Consider the following 18637-nt stretch of genomic DNA (forward strand, 5'->3'; position numbering starts at 1 on the left):
TTATAAAATTATGTTTGGGTATCAAAAATAAATTTTATTATAAGTCACTTAAGTTTTTTTACATATAAAATATATTCACACTATAAAATATATATTCAGTTGCTCGCCTCCAATATCACTTTTGTTGTAGTTTTTCAAATTGCAGCTTTTAAAAATAAATATCCCTTTTTCCTTTTTCAATTTCCTCAAGCCTAGCTATAGTAAGAGTCCTCATTTTATCGTCTTCAATTTCTTCGAGAGCCTTTAGAATTATTTCCTCACCCATTTTTCTTAAAGACTCATCGGCATAATCCATCAAATTTTCCTTAAATGTAAGAATTGCGTTGGGCTGACAGAATTCGTGTATGTCTCCGGCCTTTGCATATTCCATAAAGTTCTCTCCTGTCCGGCATCTTCTGTAGCAGGCGGTGCAAAAACTCGGAATATAACCTTTTTGGCATATTGTCTCCATCATCTTGGGCAAACTTCTGTTGTCACTGATTTCAAACTGATCTGCATGGTCGTCATCTTCTTGATATCCTCCGGGATTGGTTTTTGACCCTGCGCTTATCTGGGATACTCCAATACTTAAAAGTTCATCCCTGAATTCTGCTCTTTCCCTCGTGGATAAAATAATTCCTGTATATGGAACAGCAATTCTGAATATCGCTACAATTTTCTTGAAATCTTTATCGGAAACTTTGTACGGAATCTCTTTCAAGGAAGCCCCCAATGCCGGACGAAGCCTCGGTACCGATATGGTGTGAGGCCCGACGCCGAATTTCTTTTCAAAGTGCATACAGTGCATCAAAAGTCCCAAAACTTCAAACCTGTAATCATAAAGACCAAAGAGTGCTCCCACTCCCACATCATCAATGCCGCCCTCAAAGGCTCTGTCTATTGCCGTTATACGCCAGTCGTAATTTGCTTTCTTGCCGACTGGATGCATTATTCTATAGGTTTCCCTATGATATGTTTCCTGGAATATTACATAAGTTCCTATGCCGGCTTTCTTTAGTTCCTTATACTCTTCAATCGTCATTGGTGCGGCCTCAATGTTGATTCTTCTGATATCCGTAGCTTTGTATATTGCCTCCATTGCTTCGGTAAAATGTTTTACGTTTGTCTTTTTTGCGTCCTCTCCGCAAATGAGAAGCAATCTTTTATGTCCTTGCTTTTCGATTGCCTTTGCTTCTTTCACTATTTCCTCAAGGCTTAAAGTCCTCCTGTGAAGCTCCTTGTTGTCATGCCTAAAACCGCAATAAAGACAGTTGTTTGCACACTCATTGCTCGTATATAGAGGTGCAAACAAAACCACTCTTTTTCCGTAAATCCTGTTTTTTATATGTCTAGCTACATCATAGAGCTCGTCTAAAAGCTCTTCATCTTCCAAGTAGAGCAGTTTTGCAACCTCTCCGAGGTCTATACCTCTGCAATCCCTAGCTTTTGCCAGTATTTCTTTTATTTCATTTTTGTCAGTTGCTTTACCCTTTTCAAGAAGTGAAAAAATCTTATCCTCTTTTATAAAATCAACTTTATCAATCATTGCTCGTCCCTCACTTTCAATTTACATTTCCTGTATAAATATACACTATATAAATTTACCTCTCGCTTGGTTCTATTATATGGAGTAACGAATAAAAGCTCGGAACATCGAGTCCCTTCGCTTTAGCCTCTTTCATTTCATTCCAAGAGGCCAAATAAAAACTCTTCGTGACACAAAAGTCAGGAAGAGTTTATAGACAAAAAAACCATATCTATTCCCCCTCCGATCAGATCCTCACAATTTCCATAAACAGCAATCCATCTCGTCAGGTAAAAGCTATCAATATATTCCTCGATGTCAGAATGTTAATCATTCCTACATCTTAGAAACCGATATTAACTTTTGAGTATAAGTAAGCAACATTAATTGGTCAAAGCAACCTTTGCCTTAACTCCGTTTATATTGCCGAGCTTGCCGGTAAGGGCGCCTATTTCGTCATTTGAACCGTCAACTATTATGGATATTACGGAAATGCCCTTTTCCTTATACGGCACACCCATTCTTCCAACAATCATATCGCCATAATCACTTAATATGTCATTGACCCTTTTTGAACATTCCTCACGGTTATTGATTACAATACCTATAACAGCAATTCGGTTTTCCTTTCTCTTTTCTTTTTCCATTTTGACTTCTTCTACCCTCGTTAAAAAATTAACTATATTAATTATACCAAATTTATAAGAAATGTAAACAGAAATTCATACTATTTTTGCCTCTATATTTTTTAAAATACCCTGTTATACATCCTCCGGTTTTATATAAAGTGTTTCTGCTTTATCTATTATTTCTGGCTTATATACTTCATCATTCCACTTTTCTTTTGAAACCTCCTGGATACTTACAGAAACGCTGGTTTCAGGTGCATTTAATGTTTCTATGACATCCCTTGCAATTCTGTTTGCAAGCTCTTTCTTTTGCTCTTCAGTCCTTCCCGGCCATAATTTAACAATAACGTGCGGCACTTCGCATTCCTCCCTGACAAGTAATTATTCGTATAATCATTAAACTTTAGACTGTAATTTATGTCCTCGGTATTCATTCATAAGTTGTCTGAATTTTTCCAAATCATCTTCTTTTCCATCAAAAACTCTTTTGGGCACCATGTGAAACAATTTGGGGCTTATATACAAAAGAAAAGAAAACTTTAATTCAGTAATTTTCACAAGATTTTTACACTCAATACGGCTTGTTCCTCCGAAACTATCGATTATATAATGATATTTATAAAAGCTATATTTGAAGCTTTTCTTCAACATAGCATCATTATTATACATCCTGTTTACATTAACCAGCAATATTACAGGTTGAAAAAACACAAAAAGAGCTCCAAGTATAGTGGCTAAATTAATTACCGAATCATAATTCAAAATTCCGGATATTAAAAACAATAACCCAAGCAATGTAATGATAATAGTCGCTGGATTTTTATAAACTATTAAAAAAAGTTTTTAAATATCCTTTTTGTCTAATTTAACCTCAATCACCACTTCAGGGGCATCTTCGTTATTGACTTCAAAATACTCTGTCACAGATTGAGCCTTCAATTCTATTTCTTCATTTTCAGGATAATCAGGAGATGACATTTTTAATCTATAGTTTTTTAGTTTTGGTTTTCGCTTATCTAAACTGCTGCTATATAAAACTTTTCGGAAATTGACCAGGTGTTCTTGGGAATTAAAACACCTTTTTGGAATTATTAATGATTTGAAAGGTGAAAAAGCATGGCCGCAATTCCCGAACCTTGTATATCTCATCCTCCTTAAACCGACACAGGTTTAGCCTCTTACTATAAAGCGCTCCTCCCGTTTAATTTCTAATACAATATCTTCTATACTCTTATCCGACGTATCGAGAATATATTTCTTCTCAATCTTTTTACCCCTGAACTCATTCAAAACCTCTATAGCCCTGTCCCCCATAACCTCTTCCGAGGCCTTTTTCTATCTCTCATTCTTATAGTATCTTCATTTGCCATCAGAACTACGTATTTCAATACTATATTATATTTGCATTTCAATTTTTCAATATATTTTAAATGCTCCGGAAATACTATATAATCTATAACCACATCAAAGTTATTATCAAGGCAGTTGGAAGCTAACGAAGAGACGTTTAACCACAGCAATTCGGTTAATTTACCTTCATCATGCCACGGAAACTCATATCCTCCAACCACCATTTCATAGATTAAGTCCGCGTTTATGTGAGAGCTTTTATCCAGCGTTTGTGCCAACCTATGAGAAACTGTGGATTTACCTACGCCACATGGCCCAGTAATTACAAAAATATTTCTTTCTTTATTCAAAAAAATCACCTCATTGTGTCCTTTCGATAACCCTGTAAGCATAAACCTTTCCATGTTCTGAAAGTAATTTCGTTTTAGTTCCGTTATCCAGCGGATCACAGATAATAAATTCACCGTCTTTTGCCCCGACAATCAGAACCCAATGAGTTATACCCGTATGATAATAGCGGACATTTACAATGGGTAAAAGTCCTTTTTCAAGGTCTTTTTCTATGGTTTTGCTGTTAAAAATACGACTGTATCTATAGTCCACTTCAGGTATGGCTTCGTTTATTTTATACCAAATCAAATCCGCACCTAGAAAACCGTCATTCCGGGTCAACATCGCATTTAATTCTTTTGGCGTTATCGGTACATCTAGATTTGATATAGCCGTTGCAACACAGGAAATCAGGCAGCCGGTGTTTCCCATCTTTCTTCCGGAATTTCCTATAGTGTCATCCTTCCATTGAGGATCATTTTGACGGTAATACTCCGTTATAGTAACAGGATAGTCTTTTGACGCAGTAAGTTTTATTCCGAAATTTTTTATGTAGTATACCCTTCCTGCATAGATTAGAAACGGTGTTGCTACTAAAAGCAGGACACAGAACAATATCAGTATTGAATAAAGCACACGTTTTTTCCAGGGTGAAAGATTTCTTATATTCGCAATAGCTCTGATCATACATATCATACTCCTTATGAAATCCTGATAATTAGATTGTTCCCGGAAAATTACAATTAAAAGAAACCAAACTAAAAGTAATAAATAACTATCTTTACTCTACATCCCGTATTTTATCAGATTTTATATGACTCAGTCTACTGTTTTTTGCCTCTGCTGGGTTTGCCTTTTCGGCAACAGATACCTTTGCAGTCCAGCCAATATCGTACTCTCTGAAAATAACTAGGCTGCTTAACAAAGGTGTGAAAAAAATTGCTCAATTGCTCTTACTTGCCAAAAAATTTAAAATTTAATATTGATAAAACTATCTGTAGCGTGTATAATATATTTGCTGTAATTTGGCCCATTGGTCAAGCGGCTAAGACGCCACCCTCTCAAGGTGGAAACAGGGGTTCGATTCCCCTATGGGTCACCAACGTGATGAAATGACGGTTTTTTGTTTACAATAACAAAAGCCGTCTTTAATTTTAACTGCAATTAAATTATAAAATAATAAATAATTATAAATAATATTTAATGAGGTGAAACATGGATTATAAGAAGTTAGCTGATATGCTTTTTCCAAACATAACAAAGCCGGTATCCTATTATGAGGATACTGTATTTCCGAAAAGAAACTTAAGTGCTGGAGCAAAAGTTACCCGATTGGCACCAAGTCCCACAGGTTTTATTCACCTTGGCAATCTTTACGGGGCCTTTGTCGATGAACGTTTAGCCCATCAGAGCAACGGAGTTTTATTCTTCGCATAGAGGATACCGATGAAAAGCGCAAAGTTGAAGGAGCTGTAGAAACCATTATATCCTCTTTGGCGTTCTTTGATCTCAAGTTTGACGAAGGAGCAGGCATCGACGGAGAAACAGGCGATTACGGGCCGTATTTTCAGAGCAACCGCGCCGAAATTTATCAAACTGTGGCCAAACACTTGATTGAAATGGGCAGAGCTTACCCTTGCTTCTGCTCCGAAGAAGAACTGGAGAAAATTAGAGAGCAGCAATTGGCTGAAAACGTTAATACGGGATATTACGGCAAATGGGCTGTGCACAGGGATTTGACCCTGGAAGAGGTTCAAAAGCATCTTGAAAACAACGAAAGTTTCGTAATTCGTTTTAAATCCATGGGTAATCCCGAAGATAACTTCGAAATTGATGACGCAATAAGAGGCCGCTTATCCATGCAGGTTAATTTTCAGGATATAGTGCTTTTGAAGGCTAACGGTATACCAACCTACCATTTTGCCCATGTGGTTGACGACCATTTGATGAAAGTTACCCATGTGGTAAGAGGCGAAGAATGGCTTTCAACCCTGCCCATTCACTATGAATTGTTTACGACATTGGGTTGGGATTTGCCTGTATACTGCCATACAGCTCATTTGATGAAGATAGACAATGGAGTTAAGAGAAAGCTTTCAAAAAGAAAAGATCCGGAATTGGGATTGGAGTATTACATGAAATTGGGATATCATCCCGCAGCGGTAAGGGAATATCTTATGACAATATTGAATTCAAATTTTGAAGAGTGGAGAATTCAAAATCCGGACAGCAATATAGAAGATTTTCCTTTTTCTCTGGATAAAATGAGTAATTCCGGTGCCTTGTTTGACTTGGACAAACTTAACGATATAAGTAAAAATGTTCTGGCTAAAATTCCGGCAGAAGAAATTTATGATTTTCTGCTTAAATGGGCCAGGGAGTATAAAAACGAAATTGTCGAACTCTTGACAGAATATAAAGATTCGGTAATAAAGCTGCTGTCGGTAGGAAGAAATCTTGACAAACCGCGTAAGGATTTGGTTTACTGCGAGCAGATATTTGAGTTTATCAACTATTTCTTTGACGACTATTTTGAGATAGTTGATAAATATCCGGAAAACATAAACGAAGAGGAAGCAAAAAAAATACTTAAGGCATACCTTGAAACTTATGACCATAATGATGATCAAACCCAGTGGTTTGAAAAAATCAAGGTAATTGCGACAGAAAACGGATATGCAGCTAAACCAAAGGATTTCAAGAAAAATCCCGATATGTATAAAGGACATGTAGGTGATGTAAGTACCGTTATAAGAATTGCGATAGTAGGCAAAAGCAGTTCTCCGGACCTTTGGGAGATACAACAGATTATGGGCGAAAATAAAGTAAGAGAAAGAGTTCAAAAACTAATATAATCAATTTTAAAAGCGATGGATATTTGGTCCATCGCTTTTTTATAACACTATGCACAAAATGCTGCTCCTCTTGTTTCCACTTCTTGAACAATCCCCTTTATTCTTGCTGCCGCATCCAATAGAAACTGGGGATTATGGGTGTCTTTCGTACCCTTTCCGTCCATATCCCGATATTTTTGCAATACATACAACCTTGCTCCGGCAATGCCTTTTGCTATTTCGAAAATATCATTCATTTCAAGCCCGGGAGCAACAGTAGTACGAAACTCATAGTCTATTTTGCTGCTTTTAATAATCTCAATACTCTTCTTGATGCTCTCAATATCCACTTTTGTGCAGCAAACTTCATTGTACTTGCCAAAAGGAGCTTTAACGTCCATTGCAATATAATCCAGAAGTCCCTTTTGGATAAGGTTTTCAATTGCATGGGGATTCGTTCCGTTGGTATCCAGTTTTACCGCATATCCCAAGGATTTTATCTTCTCCATAAAACCTTCCAGGCCCTTTTGGAGTGTAGGCTCTCCTCCGCTTATAACCACACCATCTATAAATCCCTTTCTTTTTATGAGCAGCTTAGAAACCTCATCAGCATCGATAAACTTCTCACTGCTGCCGGAAATCAGCGTTCTATTGTGACAATAAAAACAATTCATATTACATCCCGGTGTAAAAACAATAACTGCCAGTTTTCCCGGGAAATCTACAAAGGAGTTCTTATGTATACCTGCAATCCTCATGACACCTTCTCCGCCAGTTTAAATTTCTTTCTGCTAAAGTACTCTTCCTTTTTGCCAATATTATAATTTGCCACCGGCCTCAAATACCCTGTAACCCTTGACCACACCTCAGTATAGCTGCCACACTCAGGACAGTTGAAATGCTCTCCCTTTATGTATCCGTGGTCTTTACAGATACTGAAAGTGGGTGTAATTGAGATATAGGGCATTTTATAATTCGTAAACACCTTTCTGATAAGGTTTTTGCATACATTGATATCTTCTATGCTTTCGCCAAGGTAAAGATGCTGAACCGTACCTCCGGTGTAGAGGGACTGGAGGTCATCTTGAAGATCCAAAGTCTCAAAAATATCATCCGTGTATTCTACTGGAAGTTGAGTAGAGTTTGTATAATACGGGGTATCATGTCCTGCTGTAATTATGTCAGGATATCTTTCCTTGTCAATTTTGGCAAGCCTGTAGGATGTTCCTTCTGCGGGGGTGGCTTCCAGATTGTAAAAATGTCCGGTTTCGTTCTGGAATTCCACTAAAACATCTCTTAAATAATTCATTATTTCAATGGCAAACTTTTGGCCTTCCTGAGTTGTTAGATCTTTTCCCATGAAGTTTTTTAGTGCCTCATTCATTCCAACGATTCCAATAGTATTGAAGTGATTGAACCAGTACTGTCCTGTCCGTTGCTTAACATTTCTAAGGTAATGGGTCGAATACGGGTAGAGTCCTCTTTCCGACTGTTGTTCAATTATCTTTCTCTTGATTTCCAGAGAAGTTTTGCCAATATTCGCAATTTTCCAGAGCCTTGCCTTAAATTCGCTTTCAGATTTCGAAAGATAACCTATTCTCGGAAGGTTAATTGTAAAAACTCCAATAGACCCGGTAAGAGGGTTGCTTCCAAAAAGCCCGCCTCCCCTTTTTCGCAGTTCGGAAGTGTCAATCCTTAGCCTGCAGCACATAGAGACTGCATCCTCCGGTGACAGATCCGAGTTTATATAGTTTGCAAAATAGGGTATGCCGTATTTGCAGGTTATTTTCATAAATTTGTCCACCACAGGATTATCCCAGTCAAAGTCCTTTGTGATATTAATTGTAGGTATGGGGAAGGTAAACACTCTTCCCTTGGCATCACCTTCCAGCATTACATCACAAAAGGCCATATTAAACATATCCATTTCTTTTTGGAATTCTTTATAGGTTGCATCCATATATTTTCCGCCTATAATAACCGGCTCATCCTTTAGAGTGTTTGGCACCTTTATATCGAAGGTAAGATTTGAAAAAGGGCATTGAAATCCTACTCTTGTGGGTACATTTATGTTAAAAACAAACTCCTGAACGCACTGTTTTACCTGTTCATATGTCAGGTTGTCATAACGTATAAACGGCGCGCAATATGTATCAAAACTGGACCATGCTTGAGCTCCGGCAGTTTCTCCCTGGGTTGTAAAAGTGGAATTTACAATTTGACCCAAGAATGACCTTAAGTGCTTAGCAGGCTTGCTTTCCACCTTGCCGTCAACACCGCCGAATCCGTCTAAAAGGAGCTGGCGCAAATCCCACCCTGCACAGTAAGGACCAAAGAAACCCAGATCGTGTATATGGCAGTCTCCGTTCTCATGGGCCTCTCTTACTTCAGCGGGATAAATCTCATGGAGCCAATATTTTTTTGTAAAGGTCTCCCTCACATAATTGTTAAGACCGTTTACGCTCTTTTGGGTGTTGGCATTTTCCTGGATATGCCAATCTTTATCTCCGAGGTAGTCGGAAAACATATTAATAGTGGCTCCTACTAAGGCATTTAAGTCCCGGGCGCTTTTTCTCTTCTCACGGTACAATATGTATGCCTTTGCAGTTTTGGCATGACCGTTTTCAATCAAGACTTTTTCTACAATGTCCTGAATATCCTCTACCCCAGGTATCCTGTCTTCAAACTCCCTGTTTAGAATTTCATTTACCTGGCGGCAAAGCTCTTCAGCCCGGCTGAAATCATTTCCTCCGCATGCGGTAGCAGCGTTAAAAATTGCCCAAGTGATTTTTTCGGCTGGTACTTCTCAAGTCTTCCATCTCTTTTCGAAATTTTCGTAATCATCAAGACATCTCCCATCCGATTTTTTCATAGAAACAAAAATATTCTGTTATATCGGACAAATTAATACTCCCAAAAAAGTATCCCTTCAGAGAAAATAAGATAATTTATAAAGATATGAAAAATGATATTTTTATAGAATGTGAAAAAATGTTTACGATCATCTAAACATAGAAAGGTCCTCTGACTTAGAATCATCGATGTTTCAAGCTTTTCCAAACTATCAATAAGCGGTACTGATTGAAACATCTCCCCAATACAGCGGCAAAACCGTGCAGGATTCTCACCTGCTTCCCTTTTAGCCTAAGCTATATAACAGCTCAGAAATCCATACTGTTTTCAACATCTTGTTGTGGTTAATTATACCATGTACTATATATAGTGTCAATAGAGTTTTTTCATTTTTTAAATAATTGTCTATAATGTATTTATTATCATGACTCTTACATTTAAATTAATCAAATCCCTGCAAGCTTCGATGCAAGCTTTACAGCAGCATAAGCGTCCTCGGAATATCCGTCTGCACCGATTTCTTTTGCATAATCGGCATTAACTACCGCTCCGCCAATCATTATCTTTGCATCAAGCCCTTCTTTTCTGACCAAGTTTACAACATCCCTCATTTCAAGCATTGTTGTTGTCATGAGCGCAGAGAGACCGATTATCGGTGCATTTGTTTCCTTTGCCTTTTTGACTATTTCTTCAGCACTAACATCCTTTCCGAGATCATACACCTCAAAGCCGTAGTTTCTAAGCATCAATCCAACTATATTCTTACCTATGTCGTGTATGTCGCCCTTTACGGTTGCCAGTACCACTCTTACCTTGTTATCTTTTTCGCCTTCCGATTCTTTCTTAAGTAGGGGCTCTAAAATACCAAAGGCTTCTTTCATTGTTTCCGCACTTTGAATAAGCTGGGGCAAAAAATACTCTTTTTTGTCATAAAGGTCGCCCACATAGGTTATGGCAGGGATAAGATGTTTATCTACGATTACCGAGGGCTCTATTCCATCTTTTAATGCATTGTCAATAAATTTACGAATATTCTCCCTGTCGCCCTTTACCACTGCCTCATATACTTTTTCAACAGGACTTGCCGTATCCTTTTTTTCAGAAGCCGCAGGCTTGTCACTTTTTAAAGCTGCGAAATGCTCAATATATTTCTTGCTATTCTTATCCTTTGCCTTCAATACATCCGAAGCCATTTTTATACTCATAAGCGTCTCACTGGACGGATTTAATATGGCCATGGTAAGCCCGTATCCAATTGCCATAGCAAGAAAAGCTGAGTTGATCCAAGCTCTTTCGGGCATTCCGAAGGATACATTTGAAAGTCCCACTATTGTTCCGCATCCAAAACTTTTGGTACACCATTCAATGACTTTCAATGTCTCAAGAGCTGCTTCCTGTTCGGCCGATACAGTCATTACAAGTCCGTCCACTATGATATCCTTTTTCGTATATCCCTGCTTTGAAGCTTCATTGAAGACCTCTTCAACTATTTGGCACCTTTCCTCGGCACTCTTCGGCACTCCGGCATCACTTAAAGGCAGGAGAATAAATGCTGCTCCGTATTTTGCCGCAATCGGGAGAAGCTTCTCAATTTTGACCTTTTCTGCCGAGATGGAGTTTATAAGTGCGCGACCGGGATAAATCCTAAGAGCCGCCTCAATTACCTCGGGAGAAGAAGAATCCAGACAAAGCGGAGCATCGGAGATAGAGGACAAGAGTTCTACCACTTTTACCATGGTCTCTTTTTCATCTATTCCGGGCATACCCACATTAACATCCAGTATGTTTGCACCCTTTTCAACCTGCTCTATGGCAAATTGCCTTACCAAAGATGTCATGCCCTGCCTCAATTCCTCTTGTAGATTCTTTTTTCCGGATGGGTTAATTCTCTCTCCCACGACCACAACGGGTTCATTGGCATCTACAAAAACCGTTTTCCTGGCAGAAGCAACGGCACAAATCTCTTTTGGCTGCGGAGGTATTGGGCTTAATCCCTCAATGTTTTTTCGAATCTGTTCAATGTAAAGCGGGGATGTGCCGCAGCAGCCGCCTAAAAGATTCACTCCCGTTTCTACAAATTCTTTTACGTAGCTTCCAAACTCATAAGGCTCCATGTCAAACCGGGTCTTACCGTCAATCAACCTTGGAAGTCCTGCGTTTGGCTTGGCAAGCAGCGGTACTTTTGCATAGGGTTTCATAGCCCTGATTATTTTAATCATGTCTTGAGGTCCGGTGGAGCAATTACATCCAACGGCATCCGCTCCAAGGTTTTGAAGAATAATGAGGGCCGACACGGGATCAGTTCCCGTAAGTGTCCTGCCGTTTTCGTCAAAGGTCATGCTCACGCACACAGGAAGGTCACAGCTTTCCTTTACGGCAAGCAAAGCCGCCCTTGCTTCCTGTATATCCATCATGGTTTCTATTACAAAAAAGTCCACACCGCCTTCTAAAAGGCCTTTTACCTGTTCTTTATAAATATCCACCGCTTCTTCAAAGGGCATGTCCCCAAAGGGTCTTACAAACCTGCCGGTAGGTGCAAGGTCTCCGGCAACAAACCCCTTTTCCCCTGCGGCTTTCCTTGAAAGCTGCGCAAGTTTTCTATTTATTTCAATCACCTTGTCGCCCAATCCAAACTCGGAAAGCTTTATTCTATTGCCTCCGAAAGTGCAGGTGTAAACTGCATTTGACCCTGCATTTATGTAATCTTTTTGAATATCTACAATAACATCCGGATTTTCAATTACCCACATCTCCGGGCATACTCCGTTGGGCATTCCTCTTTTTTGAAGCTCGGTACCTGTAGCACCGTCAAGAACCAGTATATTTTTCTTTAAAAAATCAAAAAAATCTTTTCTATTCATTCTAATCAACCCCTTCTACACCTGCTATAGCAATGACCGATTTTTCGGGCACCAGCATGAATCTTTCTGTAATACTAATTCCAAGCCTTTCTAAGTTTAAAACATCAAAAATCAATTTCTGATTCGACAAAGGAAGGTCTCCATAACCGGGACTGTATCTCATTTTGGTAAGTTTCTTTCCTTCTCTTCTTATCATTTTATTTATAAAATCTACCATCCAGTCCAGGGCAGCATCTGCAGTTTCGGAAGCTACAGCGTCCAATATTACTCCAAAAGCAGCATCTTTATTATTTACCTCATCCACTATCCTGTCCACAATTTCTTTTCCCACCGTAGATGCCATTAAAACAACATCCATACTGCTTGAAAGAAGTTTTGACAGGCTCCTGCTCTTTAAAACCACACCATTATCAAGCTCAACGGATTCTTCATCCCTTTTTGCTATCTTAAATGTTCCAAATACGCCCTTTGTGTTGCACAGCATCAAGCCTTTATTTATATTTTCCATAAGACTCTTTCTGTAATCGTCATCCAATACCGTTGTAGTCTTCCTGTATCCCAGTCTTGTAAGGATCATTCCGTTATCCGGCACTGCCGGAATATGTTCAAAAAATTTAAGTCCTGTGTATTTGTCCATAACATTCACCGCACAATTTCAATAGTATAATAATTATATATTATAGGAAAAAAAATCAACTCCAAATAAGTTGACTTTATTTCTCCATTCCATCTGTACTCTTTACAGGCTTAAATCTTGAAATAACAAGGCATACAAGGAGTACAACTCCTCCATAACCCATAATGGGATAAAGGTATTTTACCATATTTGAGAATCCCAGCTGACTTGCCGCCAAAGCCAAAAGGGTTGCTCCGATTATATAAAACTTTGCTTTATTTGAATTTACATCGGTAATCCTCGCAGAAAACCCATACAGGCTTCCAACAGCTGTAGTATATATTTCTCCTATAAGCACTAATGCATATATAATCTGTAGTATATATGACAAGCTGCCGGCAAGATAAATCATAGGTATCTCCATATCCTTTACAATCTCAAAATTTCTTTCCATGGCAAAATAAATTGCTATTGCCGAACCTCCAAGCCCAATTCCTCCAAGTATGGCTCCGTTTCGCAATGCACTTTTATTTTTTGCCTGCACCCCAAGAGGACCCAATACTGAAATAGCCAGCACTATGTTATATGAAACATAAAGAATAGCAGCCCAAAGCCAGTTGCTAATCAGTACGCTTGTTGACAAAGGTTTTGCTACCGAAACAAGCTCATAGGTATTCGGCTGTGGCGATATGAAGAAAATGGAGCTATGCTGATACCTACAGCTGAAGTAACCAAAAAAGGAACCACCGCACTTATGGAATTTATTACTCCTTTGATTCCGGTAAGCACAGTTAGTGCTGTAAAGATAGCCATAAATAAATTCCCCCAAAGAGGATTGATTCCAAACTGCTGTTTTGCCAAGCTCCCGTTCCTGCAATCATTGCCGTAAGAGCTCCAAACAGGAAAAAAGTAATTAGCCAGTCTATTAACGGACTTAAAAACCTTCCGCCGGAATGCTTAATTATCTGAAGGTGGGACTGGGCGTCAAGACTTCTTCCGATTCCCATAATAATATAGCCAAATACCATGAACAAAACTGTAACTACAATTAATCCCCAAAAGCCCTTTAAACCAAAAACCGCAAAAAACTGAAGCATTTCCTGTCCAGATGCAAATCCTGCTCCTACCACAGTTCCTATATATGTTGCTGCAACCTTAAAGGTTGATATTTTACCGTTCTCCATCCCTTATTATCTCCTTTGCCTGCCATCTTCTTAAAAATTAAATTTCAATATTTAATGTGCCCTTTATAGAATTTCTTATAGTATGTAATAAATACTATGGCAGCAGTCGATGGAACAAATAAAATTAGCTTTATTGATTATTTTTTTGAATATTTTATGCGATTTAAAAGAAACTAATAGTGAAATACAAATGAGAGGAGTGTTTTATATGACTCAAATTAACCAGTTAGAGCTTCAGAACTTAAGACACCTTATCTATTCTCATGAAACTTCAGCAAAAAAACTGGAAGCTTATGCGCAGCAAGCTACAGACCCGCAGGTTAAGCAACTGTTTCAAAAATCCGCACAGGATGCAAGAAACACAAAGCAGCAATTAATGTCATTCTTAAGCTAAAGGAGGTAAATAATAATGCAGGATAAAGAAATGGTAAATGACATTTTGTCACAAATAAACAGCAGCCTTACAGGTTATGCAAACGTTATTGCACAATCATCCAATCCACAGTTAAGACAAGCTATACAGCAAATAAGAAATAGCTGCGAAACTTTCCAGTACGACCTCTACAAATTGGCAGAACAAAAGGGATATTATCAGGCAGCACAACTGGCTGACCAGAGTGATATTGCACAGGTAAAATCCCAGTTCTTATAATAAAAAAGCAGCAATAATATAGCAACTGATTGTATCAGGCTTTACACGAAAACGGCTTCATTTGATTTTGAAGCCGTTTTTGAATATATCTGTAATTCGCATTAGAAAATCACCACATCCCAATGCCCATTATGAATTGATCGTAAAGTTCCCTGACTCTGTCATATGCAAAACTGTCCGAATCTCTTTTTTCATTCAAAAAATGTGTCAGGTCCATAAGTCCGTTTATTCTTGTATCGTATCCGTTTTCTTTAAGTACATCATTAATCTGCTCAAAAATTTCTCTTTCGCCCATTTTATTACCTCCAAATTTTAATAATACCAAGGTCAATATTGGATTAATCAGTATTAATTATTGACACAGGTACATATAATTATTCAAAAATAAAAGTCCGGACAGGCCAAAAAAGAATATGTCTGAATTTATTCGATTCAGACATACTCCCTGTGAAAAAGGTAATAAAATGAGTAGAATATATAAACTTTTTACGTCCAGGTGTAAAAATACCCGGAGTACTTCGTTCACAATAATAGTTCGAAAGATAAATTATTTTTCATGCGCTTTTATTTGTCAAATTTCCTCTGCAGGAAATTTATTAATCATTTTCAGGATATATCTTTTTATCAATGAAAAATCGGTGGAATTTACATTTCCGTCTCCGCTTACGTCAGCACATATCCTTCCATTTGGGTGAGGAAAATCACTGATGGATTTCATCAAGTACTTCTTTATCAGTGACAAATCCGTTGAATTGACATTATTGTCACCATTTATGTCACCGTACTTTATGGGATTGTTCGGTGTCGGCGAAGCAGGGAGTATAGTATTGCCGTAATACCTCTCTTTTGCAGGGATTGTGCCGTCTATTCTGTCACTTCCGGTTGACGGCCACTCCATAGCTCCAAAGTAGGCAGGCTTTGGGTCAAGATAATAGGAATGTGGAATTTTTCGATCCTCTGTTTGTTGATCCCACTGAATTGAACCGTTTATGAAGTTGCCGTGCATAAAAAGCGTCGAAGGATCTATTTTATGAGGGTATCTGTTATCGGTATCCCAAAGAATATTTCCTTTTACAATTTCATTGCCGATAAAATTCTGATAGTTTGATGAGTCTTCCACACGTACATCCTCCGACTCCACCCTGTTTCTAAAGTATGTGTTGTACGGGCCGGAAGGACCCCAGTAATCGGAAACGGTTATTTCCTGCACTATATTCCCTTCAAACAAATTGGAATAAGCATAGTGCCCATGAACTGAAATATCGGCCGGTGTCCAGTTTCCTCCTTCGCTCTGATAGGGGTCTATCGAATAATTGTAGCCGAAAACATTTCCGTTTGCTCCGAGATGTACCATCATTGAGTGTCTGAGGTGCTTAAAAATGTTGTTTTCAATAAGACAGTCGGATACATGAAAGCCCAGCTCAACACCATATCCGTGTCCGCCTCCACCCCAATTTGTTGCATCATCAAAAAAGCTATCCCTAACTTCAATCCTGTGCCCTGTAGTAACACTGACATGGGCTTTTGAAGGCTTAATGCTGTGAACATTTCTTATCCAGCAGTTAGCGGCATTCTTAAAGAAAAACATTGTGGTATCACTGGTGTCAATACGTTTCACAGTAAAATCTTCAAACCCAACATATTCTGCAAATCCTTGAGTTCTAATTACAGGATTCAATTCCGGCCTGTATGTAATTCTAAGAGGCTCATCGATTGTTACAGTGTTGCCCGAGACCGAAACTATCTTTGCTATTTGTCCTACGCTACCTGCTGCCCACCCTTGATTCCATTCCGGCAAAGTATACATTACGGCCGGGTCATTATCCTGCTGTATTTCGACATATTTGCCTGCTACAAAACCTGTGGGGTCGGATACTATAAGTTCCCTGGAGCCGCGGGTATATCCTCCGGCGAGATTGACCCAGTTTCCCCTTTTGTAAGTTATAATTTCAAAGGCGTCAGATGAGTGATCTATCAAAAGGCTGGTTTTGCCGGGACCTTCTCCTCTTAAAACAACCGGATTACTCAATGTAATTTTTGATTTTATAAGATATTCTCCCGCTGGAATCAGGACAGCACCTCCATCTTTCACAGACTCAATTGCTTTTATGAAAGCATTGCTGTCATCGTTTAAACCGTCACCCTTTGCTCCAAAGTCCAAAACATTTGCCACTACAGGCTTTGTTGGAATTCCTCCTATTATTCCCGGATTCCACTCAATAGTCTCACCGTTTATTTCTGCCTTGTAAGCACCTAAATTTACGGTAAAGCTCATCAGGAACACAATAATCATCGTGACGCATAATATCTTTTTCGGCATACCTTTTCCCCCTATCAAAATATCTCTTATATTATAATTTTATATAATAGCCAAAAAATTTACAATCTTTTCGCTGCGGCGTCAATCCAGAGATATTCATAGCATAAATACAAGACATACTGCCCCCCATAAAAAAGCTGGTATAATGAGAGAATTTATGGTAAGATTTTATTGTTACTATTAGCCAGATATATTTTACACTATAAAGGGGTTAGGGATTTTTATGAAATTTCCGTTTTACTACTGTTCCAACAACTTTGATATCAAAAGTATATCTGTTATTGGAGATTTCAATAACTGGGACGGCAGCAGGAATATTTTAGAAAAGTATGCTGACGGTACTTGGATGACAGAAGTTGAGCTTTCTCCGGGCAATTACAGATATAAATTTCTAATAAATGGCAATATATATTTTAACGACCCGAATGCCCTAATCTACACCCATGATGACCGGGGCAGTACAGCGTCTCTTATTGTTATTGATGAAAGCAATAAGAGGGTTATCAATACCCAGCCTGCTTCCCTCAGTATCGAAAGCTACAGCTTTTTTGGCGTTGACAAGGAGCTTTTATTTTGTGAAAGCAGTGAAAGAAAGTATTATATGGACAAACACGTAAGACTAATGTCAAAAATCAGGTTTTCCGGCATTGCAGGCTTGCATACGGTAAATGCAATATGGTACACCCCCAATAACGAAATATATGAGGTTCAGGAAAGGGTCTTAAACGACGTTGATAAAAATGAAAACAACGAAAACGAAGCCTTGTTTCAAATCAATATTAATGGCGATACTCCCGAAGGCGAATGGAGATTGCAAATATTTATAAACGGTACCTTTACCTTAGAAGAGAGTTTTTCCGTAGAATTAAAACAGCCGGAAGTCTTGGATGAAACAGTATCCGATGACGCTTCCATTCCTTCTATGGACTCGGAGATTCCCAATTTCATAATCGAACAGTCCATCCGGGACAACTTAAATTCATCTGAAGCAAAGACAGACTTGCAAACTGAGGCAGAAAAAGAAGAACTTTCGGGTGAAGATTTGTTGGACCTTTTTGAAGATATTAAAGAATCAAATATATCTGACAGCAAAAAGATTTCATCCCCGGATGAAGTTGAAGTGCCAACTGACAGCAATATTATGGATTTGTTCGATGAAATTCGCAAGTCCGAACCAAGTGATGAATCCCCCTTGGGTATGGCAAATGAGGCTGGCGGTATTTCCAATGAAACCGAGCAATCCGATACCGGTATTGATGAGCTGCTTGAATTAAAAGAGTTTATTAATTCTTCCCAAGATTTAGACAAAAAGTCGGAAACCGAAAAGTCAGACAGCAGCAAATCCGATGATGCAACGGATGAAGAAGATATTAATGAGATATTTAAAGGCATAAAAGATACTAATGGCTAAATCCATTATAAATATATATTAAGCTTATTTAAAGAATTTTCGTTGTGAGGTAGCATTTATGGGAAATAAATATGTTTTGCATATATACTTTGA

19 protein-coding genes, 1 tRNA gene, 2 pseudogenes and 1 riboswitch are annotated in these 18637 nt (G+C 38.5%); of the genes and pseudogenes, 5 read left to right on the top strand and 17 right to left on the bottom strand.

Annotation, left to right across the window (positions count from 1 at the left end):
- Positions 1–148 precede the first annotated feature (148 nt).
- The 8 genes from hydG to JCM21531_RS19020 form a co-directional block, all read right to left on the bottom strand.
- Positions 149–1525, bottom strand: a complete 1377-nt coding sequence (gene hydG / locus JCM21531_RS14475) for a [FeFe] hydrogenase H-cluster radical SAM maturase HydG (protein ID WP_038290957.1) — start codon at positions 1523–1525, stop codon at positions 149–151.
- Positions 1526–1887: 362 nt separating this feature from the next.
- Entirely contained in the window at positions 1888–2151 is a 264-nt protein-coding gene (locus JCM21531_RS14480; protein ID WP_038290959.1) for a TM1266 family iron-only hydrogenase system putative regulator, read from the bottom strand.
- A 114-nt stretch (positions 2152–2265) separates the two neighbouring features.
- Complete coding sequence (locus JCM21531_RS14485; protein ID WP_038290961.1) at positions 2266–2490, bottom strand: tautomerase family protein; 225 nt, start codon at positions 2488–2490, stop codon at positions 2266–2268.
- A 39-nt stretch (positions 2491–2529) separates the two neighbouring features.
- Positions 2530–2802 carry a YcxB family protein gene (locus JCM21531_RS24590; RefSeq protein ID WP_369347682.1) on the bottom strand — a complete coding sequence of 91 codons (273 nt, stop codon included), beginning with the start codon at positions 2800–2802 and terminating at the stop codon, positions 2530–2532.
- Between the two features lie 174 nt (positions 2803–2976).
- A complete protein-coding gene (locus JCM21531_RS24035) occupies positions 2977–3111 on the bottom strand; it encodes a hypothetical protein (protein ID WP_279379084.1) in 135 nt (44 codons plus the stop codon).
- 317 nt (positions 3112–3428) lie between these two features.
- Complete coding sequence (locus JCM21531_RS14495) at positions 3429–3833, bottom strand: AAA family ATPase (protein WP_157833692.1); 405 nt, start codon at positions 3831–3833, stop codon at positions 3429–3431.
- Positions 3834–3843: 10 nt separating this feature from the next.
- On the bottom strand, positions 3844–4500 hold the full coding sequence (locus JCM21531_RS18710; protein ID WP_243467748.1) for a C39 family peptidase: 657 nt from the start codon (positions 4498–4500) through the stop codon (positions 3844–3846).
- Between the two features lie 94 nt (positions 4501–4594).
- Positions 4595–4738: a hypothetical protein gene (locus JCM21531_RS19020; protein ID WP_157833693.1), complete on the bottom strand. Its 144-nt coding sequence runs from the start codon at positions 4736–4738 to the stop codon at positions 4595–4597.
- 102 nt (positions 4739–4840) lie between these two features.
- Between JCM21531_RS19020 and JCM21531_RS14505 the strand changes: the two genes are divergently transcribed.
- Together JCM21531_RS14505 and gltX are read left to right on the top strand one after the other, a co-directional pair.
- Positions 4841–4915, top strand: a tRNA-Glu gene (locus JCM21531_RS14505).
- Between the two features lie 113 nt (positions 4916–5028).
- Positions 5029–6668 (top strand): annotated as a pseudogene (gene gltX / locus JCM21531_RS14510) (glutamate--tRNA ligase).
- 47 nt (positions 6669–6715) lie between these two features.
- Here the strand turns inward: gltX and JCM21531_RS14515 are convergent.
- The 7 genes and pseudogenes from JCM21531_RS14515 to JCM21531_RS22615 all read right to left on the bottom strand — a co-directional run bounded on the left by JCM21531_RS14515 (position 6716) and on the right by JCM21531_RS22615 (position 14161).
- Positions 6716–7405 (bottom strand): anaerobic ribonucleoside-triphosphate reductase activating protein, encoded by a 690-nt coding sequence (locus JCM21531_RS14515; RefSeq protein ID WP_038290964.1) that lies wholly within the window; start codon positions 7403–7405, stop codon positions 6716–6718.
- Positions 7402–9491 (bottom strand): annotated as a pseudogene (locus JCM21531_RS14520) (ribonucleoside triphosphate reductase). The gene JCM21531_RS14515 and the pseudogene JCM21531_RS14520 overlap by 4 nt, the downstream one beginning before the upstream one ends.
- A gap of 152 nt (positions 9492–9643) precedes the next feature.
- Positions 9644–9836, bottom strand: a riboswitch (cobalamin riboswitch).
- Positions 9837–9946: 110 nt separating this feature from the next.
- On the bottom strand, positions 9947–12361 hold the full coding sequence (locus JCM21531_RS14525; protein ID WP_038290966.1) for a homocysteine S-methyltransferase family protein: 2415 nt from the start codon (positions 12359–12361) through the stop codon (positions 9947–9949).
- 1 nt (position 12362) lies between these two features.
- Positions 12363–12998, bottom strand: a complete 636-nt coding sequence (locus JCM21531_RS14530) for a vitamin B12 dependent-methionine synthase activation domain-containing protein (RefSeq protein ID WP_038290968.1) — start codon at positions 12996–12998, stop codon at positions 12363–12365.
- A 76-nt stretch (positions 12999–13074) separates the two neighbouring features.
- Positions 13075–13620, bottom strand: coding sequence for a hypothetical protein (locus tag JCM21531_RS22605; RefSeq protein ID WP_243467749.1), 546 nt, complete (start codon positions 13618–13620; stop codon positions 13075–13077).
- 8 nt (positions 13621–13628) lie between these two features.
- Positions 13629–13790 (bottom strand): hypothetical protein, encoded by a 162-nt coding sequence (locus JCM21531_RS22610; protein WP_243467750.1) that lies wholly within the window; start codon positions 13788–13790, stop codon positions 13629–13631.
- A complete protein-coding gene (locus JCM21531_RS22615; protein ID WP_243467751.1) occupies positions 13769–14161 on the bottom strand; it encodes a hypothetical protein in 393 nt (130 codons plus the stop codon). Before JCM21531_RS22615 ends, JCM21531_RS22610 begins: the two co-directional genes overlap by 22 nt.
- Positions 14162–14369: 208 nt before the next feature.
- Between JCM21531_RS22615 and JCM21531_RS14540 the strand changes: the two genes are divergently transcribed.
- Together JCM21531_RS14540 and JCM21531_RS14545 are read left to right on the top strand one after the other, a co-directional pair.
- Positions 14370–14555 carry a hypothetical protein gene (locus tag JCM21531_RS14540; RefSeq protein ID WP_038290987.1) on the top strand — a complete coding sequence of 62 codons (186 nt, stop codon included), beginning with the start codon at positions 14370–14372 and terminating at the stop codon, positions 14553–14555.
- A 15-nt stretch (positions 14556–14570) separates the two neighbouring features.
- Positions 14571–14813, top strand: coding sequence for a spore coat protein (locus JCM21531_RS14545; RefSeq protein ID WP_038290971.1), 243 nt, complete (start codon positions 14571–14573; stop codon positions 14811–14813).
- Positions 14814–14922: 109 nt separating this feature from the next.
- Here the strand turns inward: JCM21531_RS14545 and JCM21531_RS14550 are convergent, their stop codons facing one another.
- Both JCM21531_RS14550 and JCM21531_RS14555 read right to left on the bottom strand, forming a co-directional pair.
- The gene (locus tag JCM21531_RS14550) at positions 14923–15108 is read right to left on the bottom strand and encodes a hypothetical protein (protein ID WP_038290974.1); all 186 of its coding nucleotides are present in this window, start codon (positions 15106–15108) and stop codon (positions 14923–14925) included.
- A 276-nt stretch (positions 15109–15384) separates the two neighbouring features.
- The gene (locus tag JCM21531_RS14555; RefSeq protein WP_038290976.1) at positions 15385–17133 is read right to left on the bottom strand and encodes a dockerin type I domain-containing protein; all 1749 of its coding nucleotides are present in this window, start codon (positions 17131–17133) and stop codon (positions 15385–15387) included.
- A 223-nt stretch (positions 17134–17356) separates the two neighbouring features.
- On the opposite strand from JCM21531_RS14555, the gene JCM21531_RS14560 reads away from it, so the two are divergent.
- Positions 17357–18544: an isoamylase early set domain-containing protein gene (locus JCM21531_RS14560; RefSeq protein ID WP_038290980.1), complete on the top strand. Its 1188-nt coding sequence runs from the start codon at positions 17357–17359 to the stop codon at positions 18542–18544.
- Positions 18545–18637 lie beyond the last annotated feature (93 nt).

The sequence above is a fragment of the Acetivibrio straminisolvens JCM 21531 genome (genome assembly GCF_000521465.1).
Lineage (GTDB): Bacteria > Bacillota > Clostridia > Acetivibrionales > Acetivibrionaceae > Hungateiclostridium > Hungateiclostridium straminisolvens.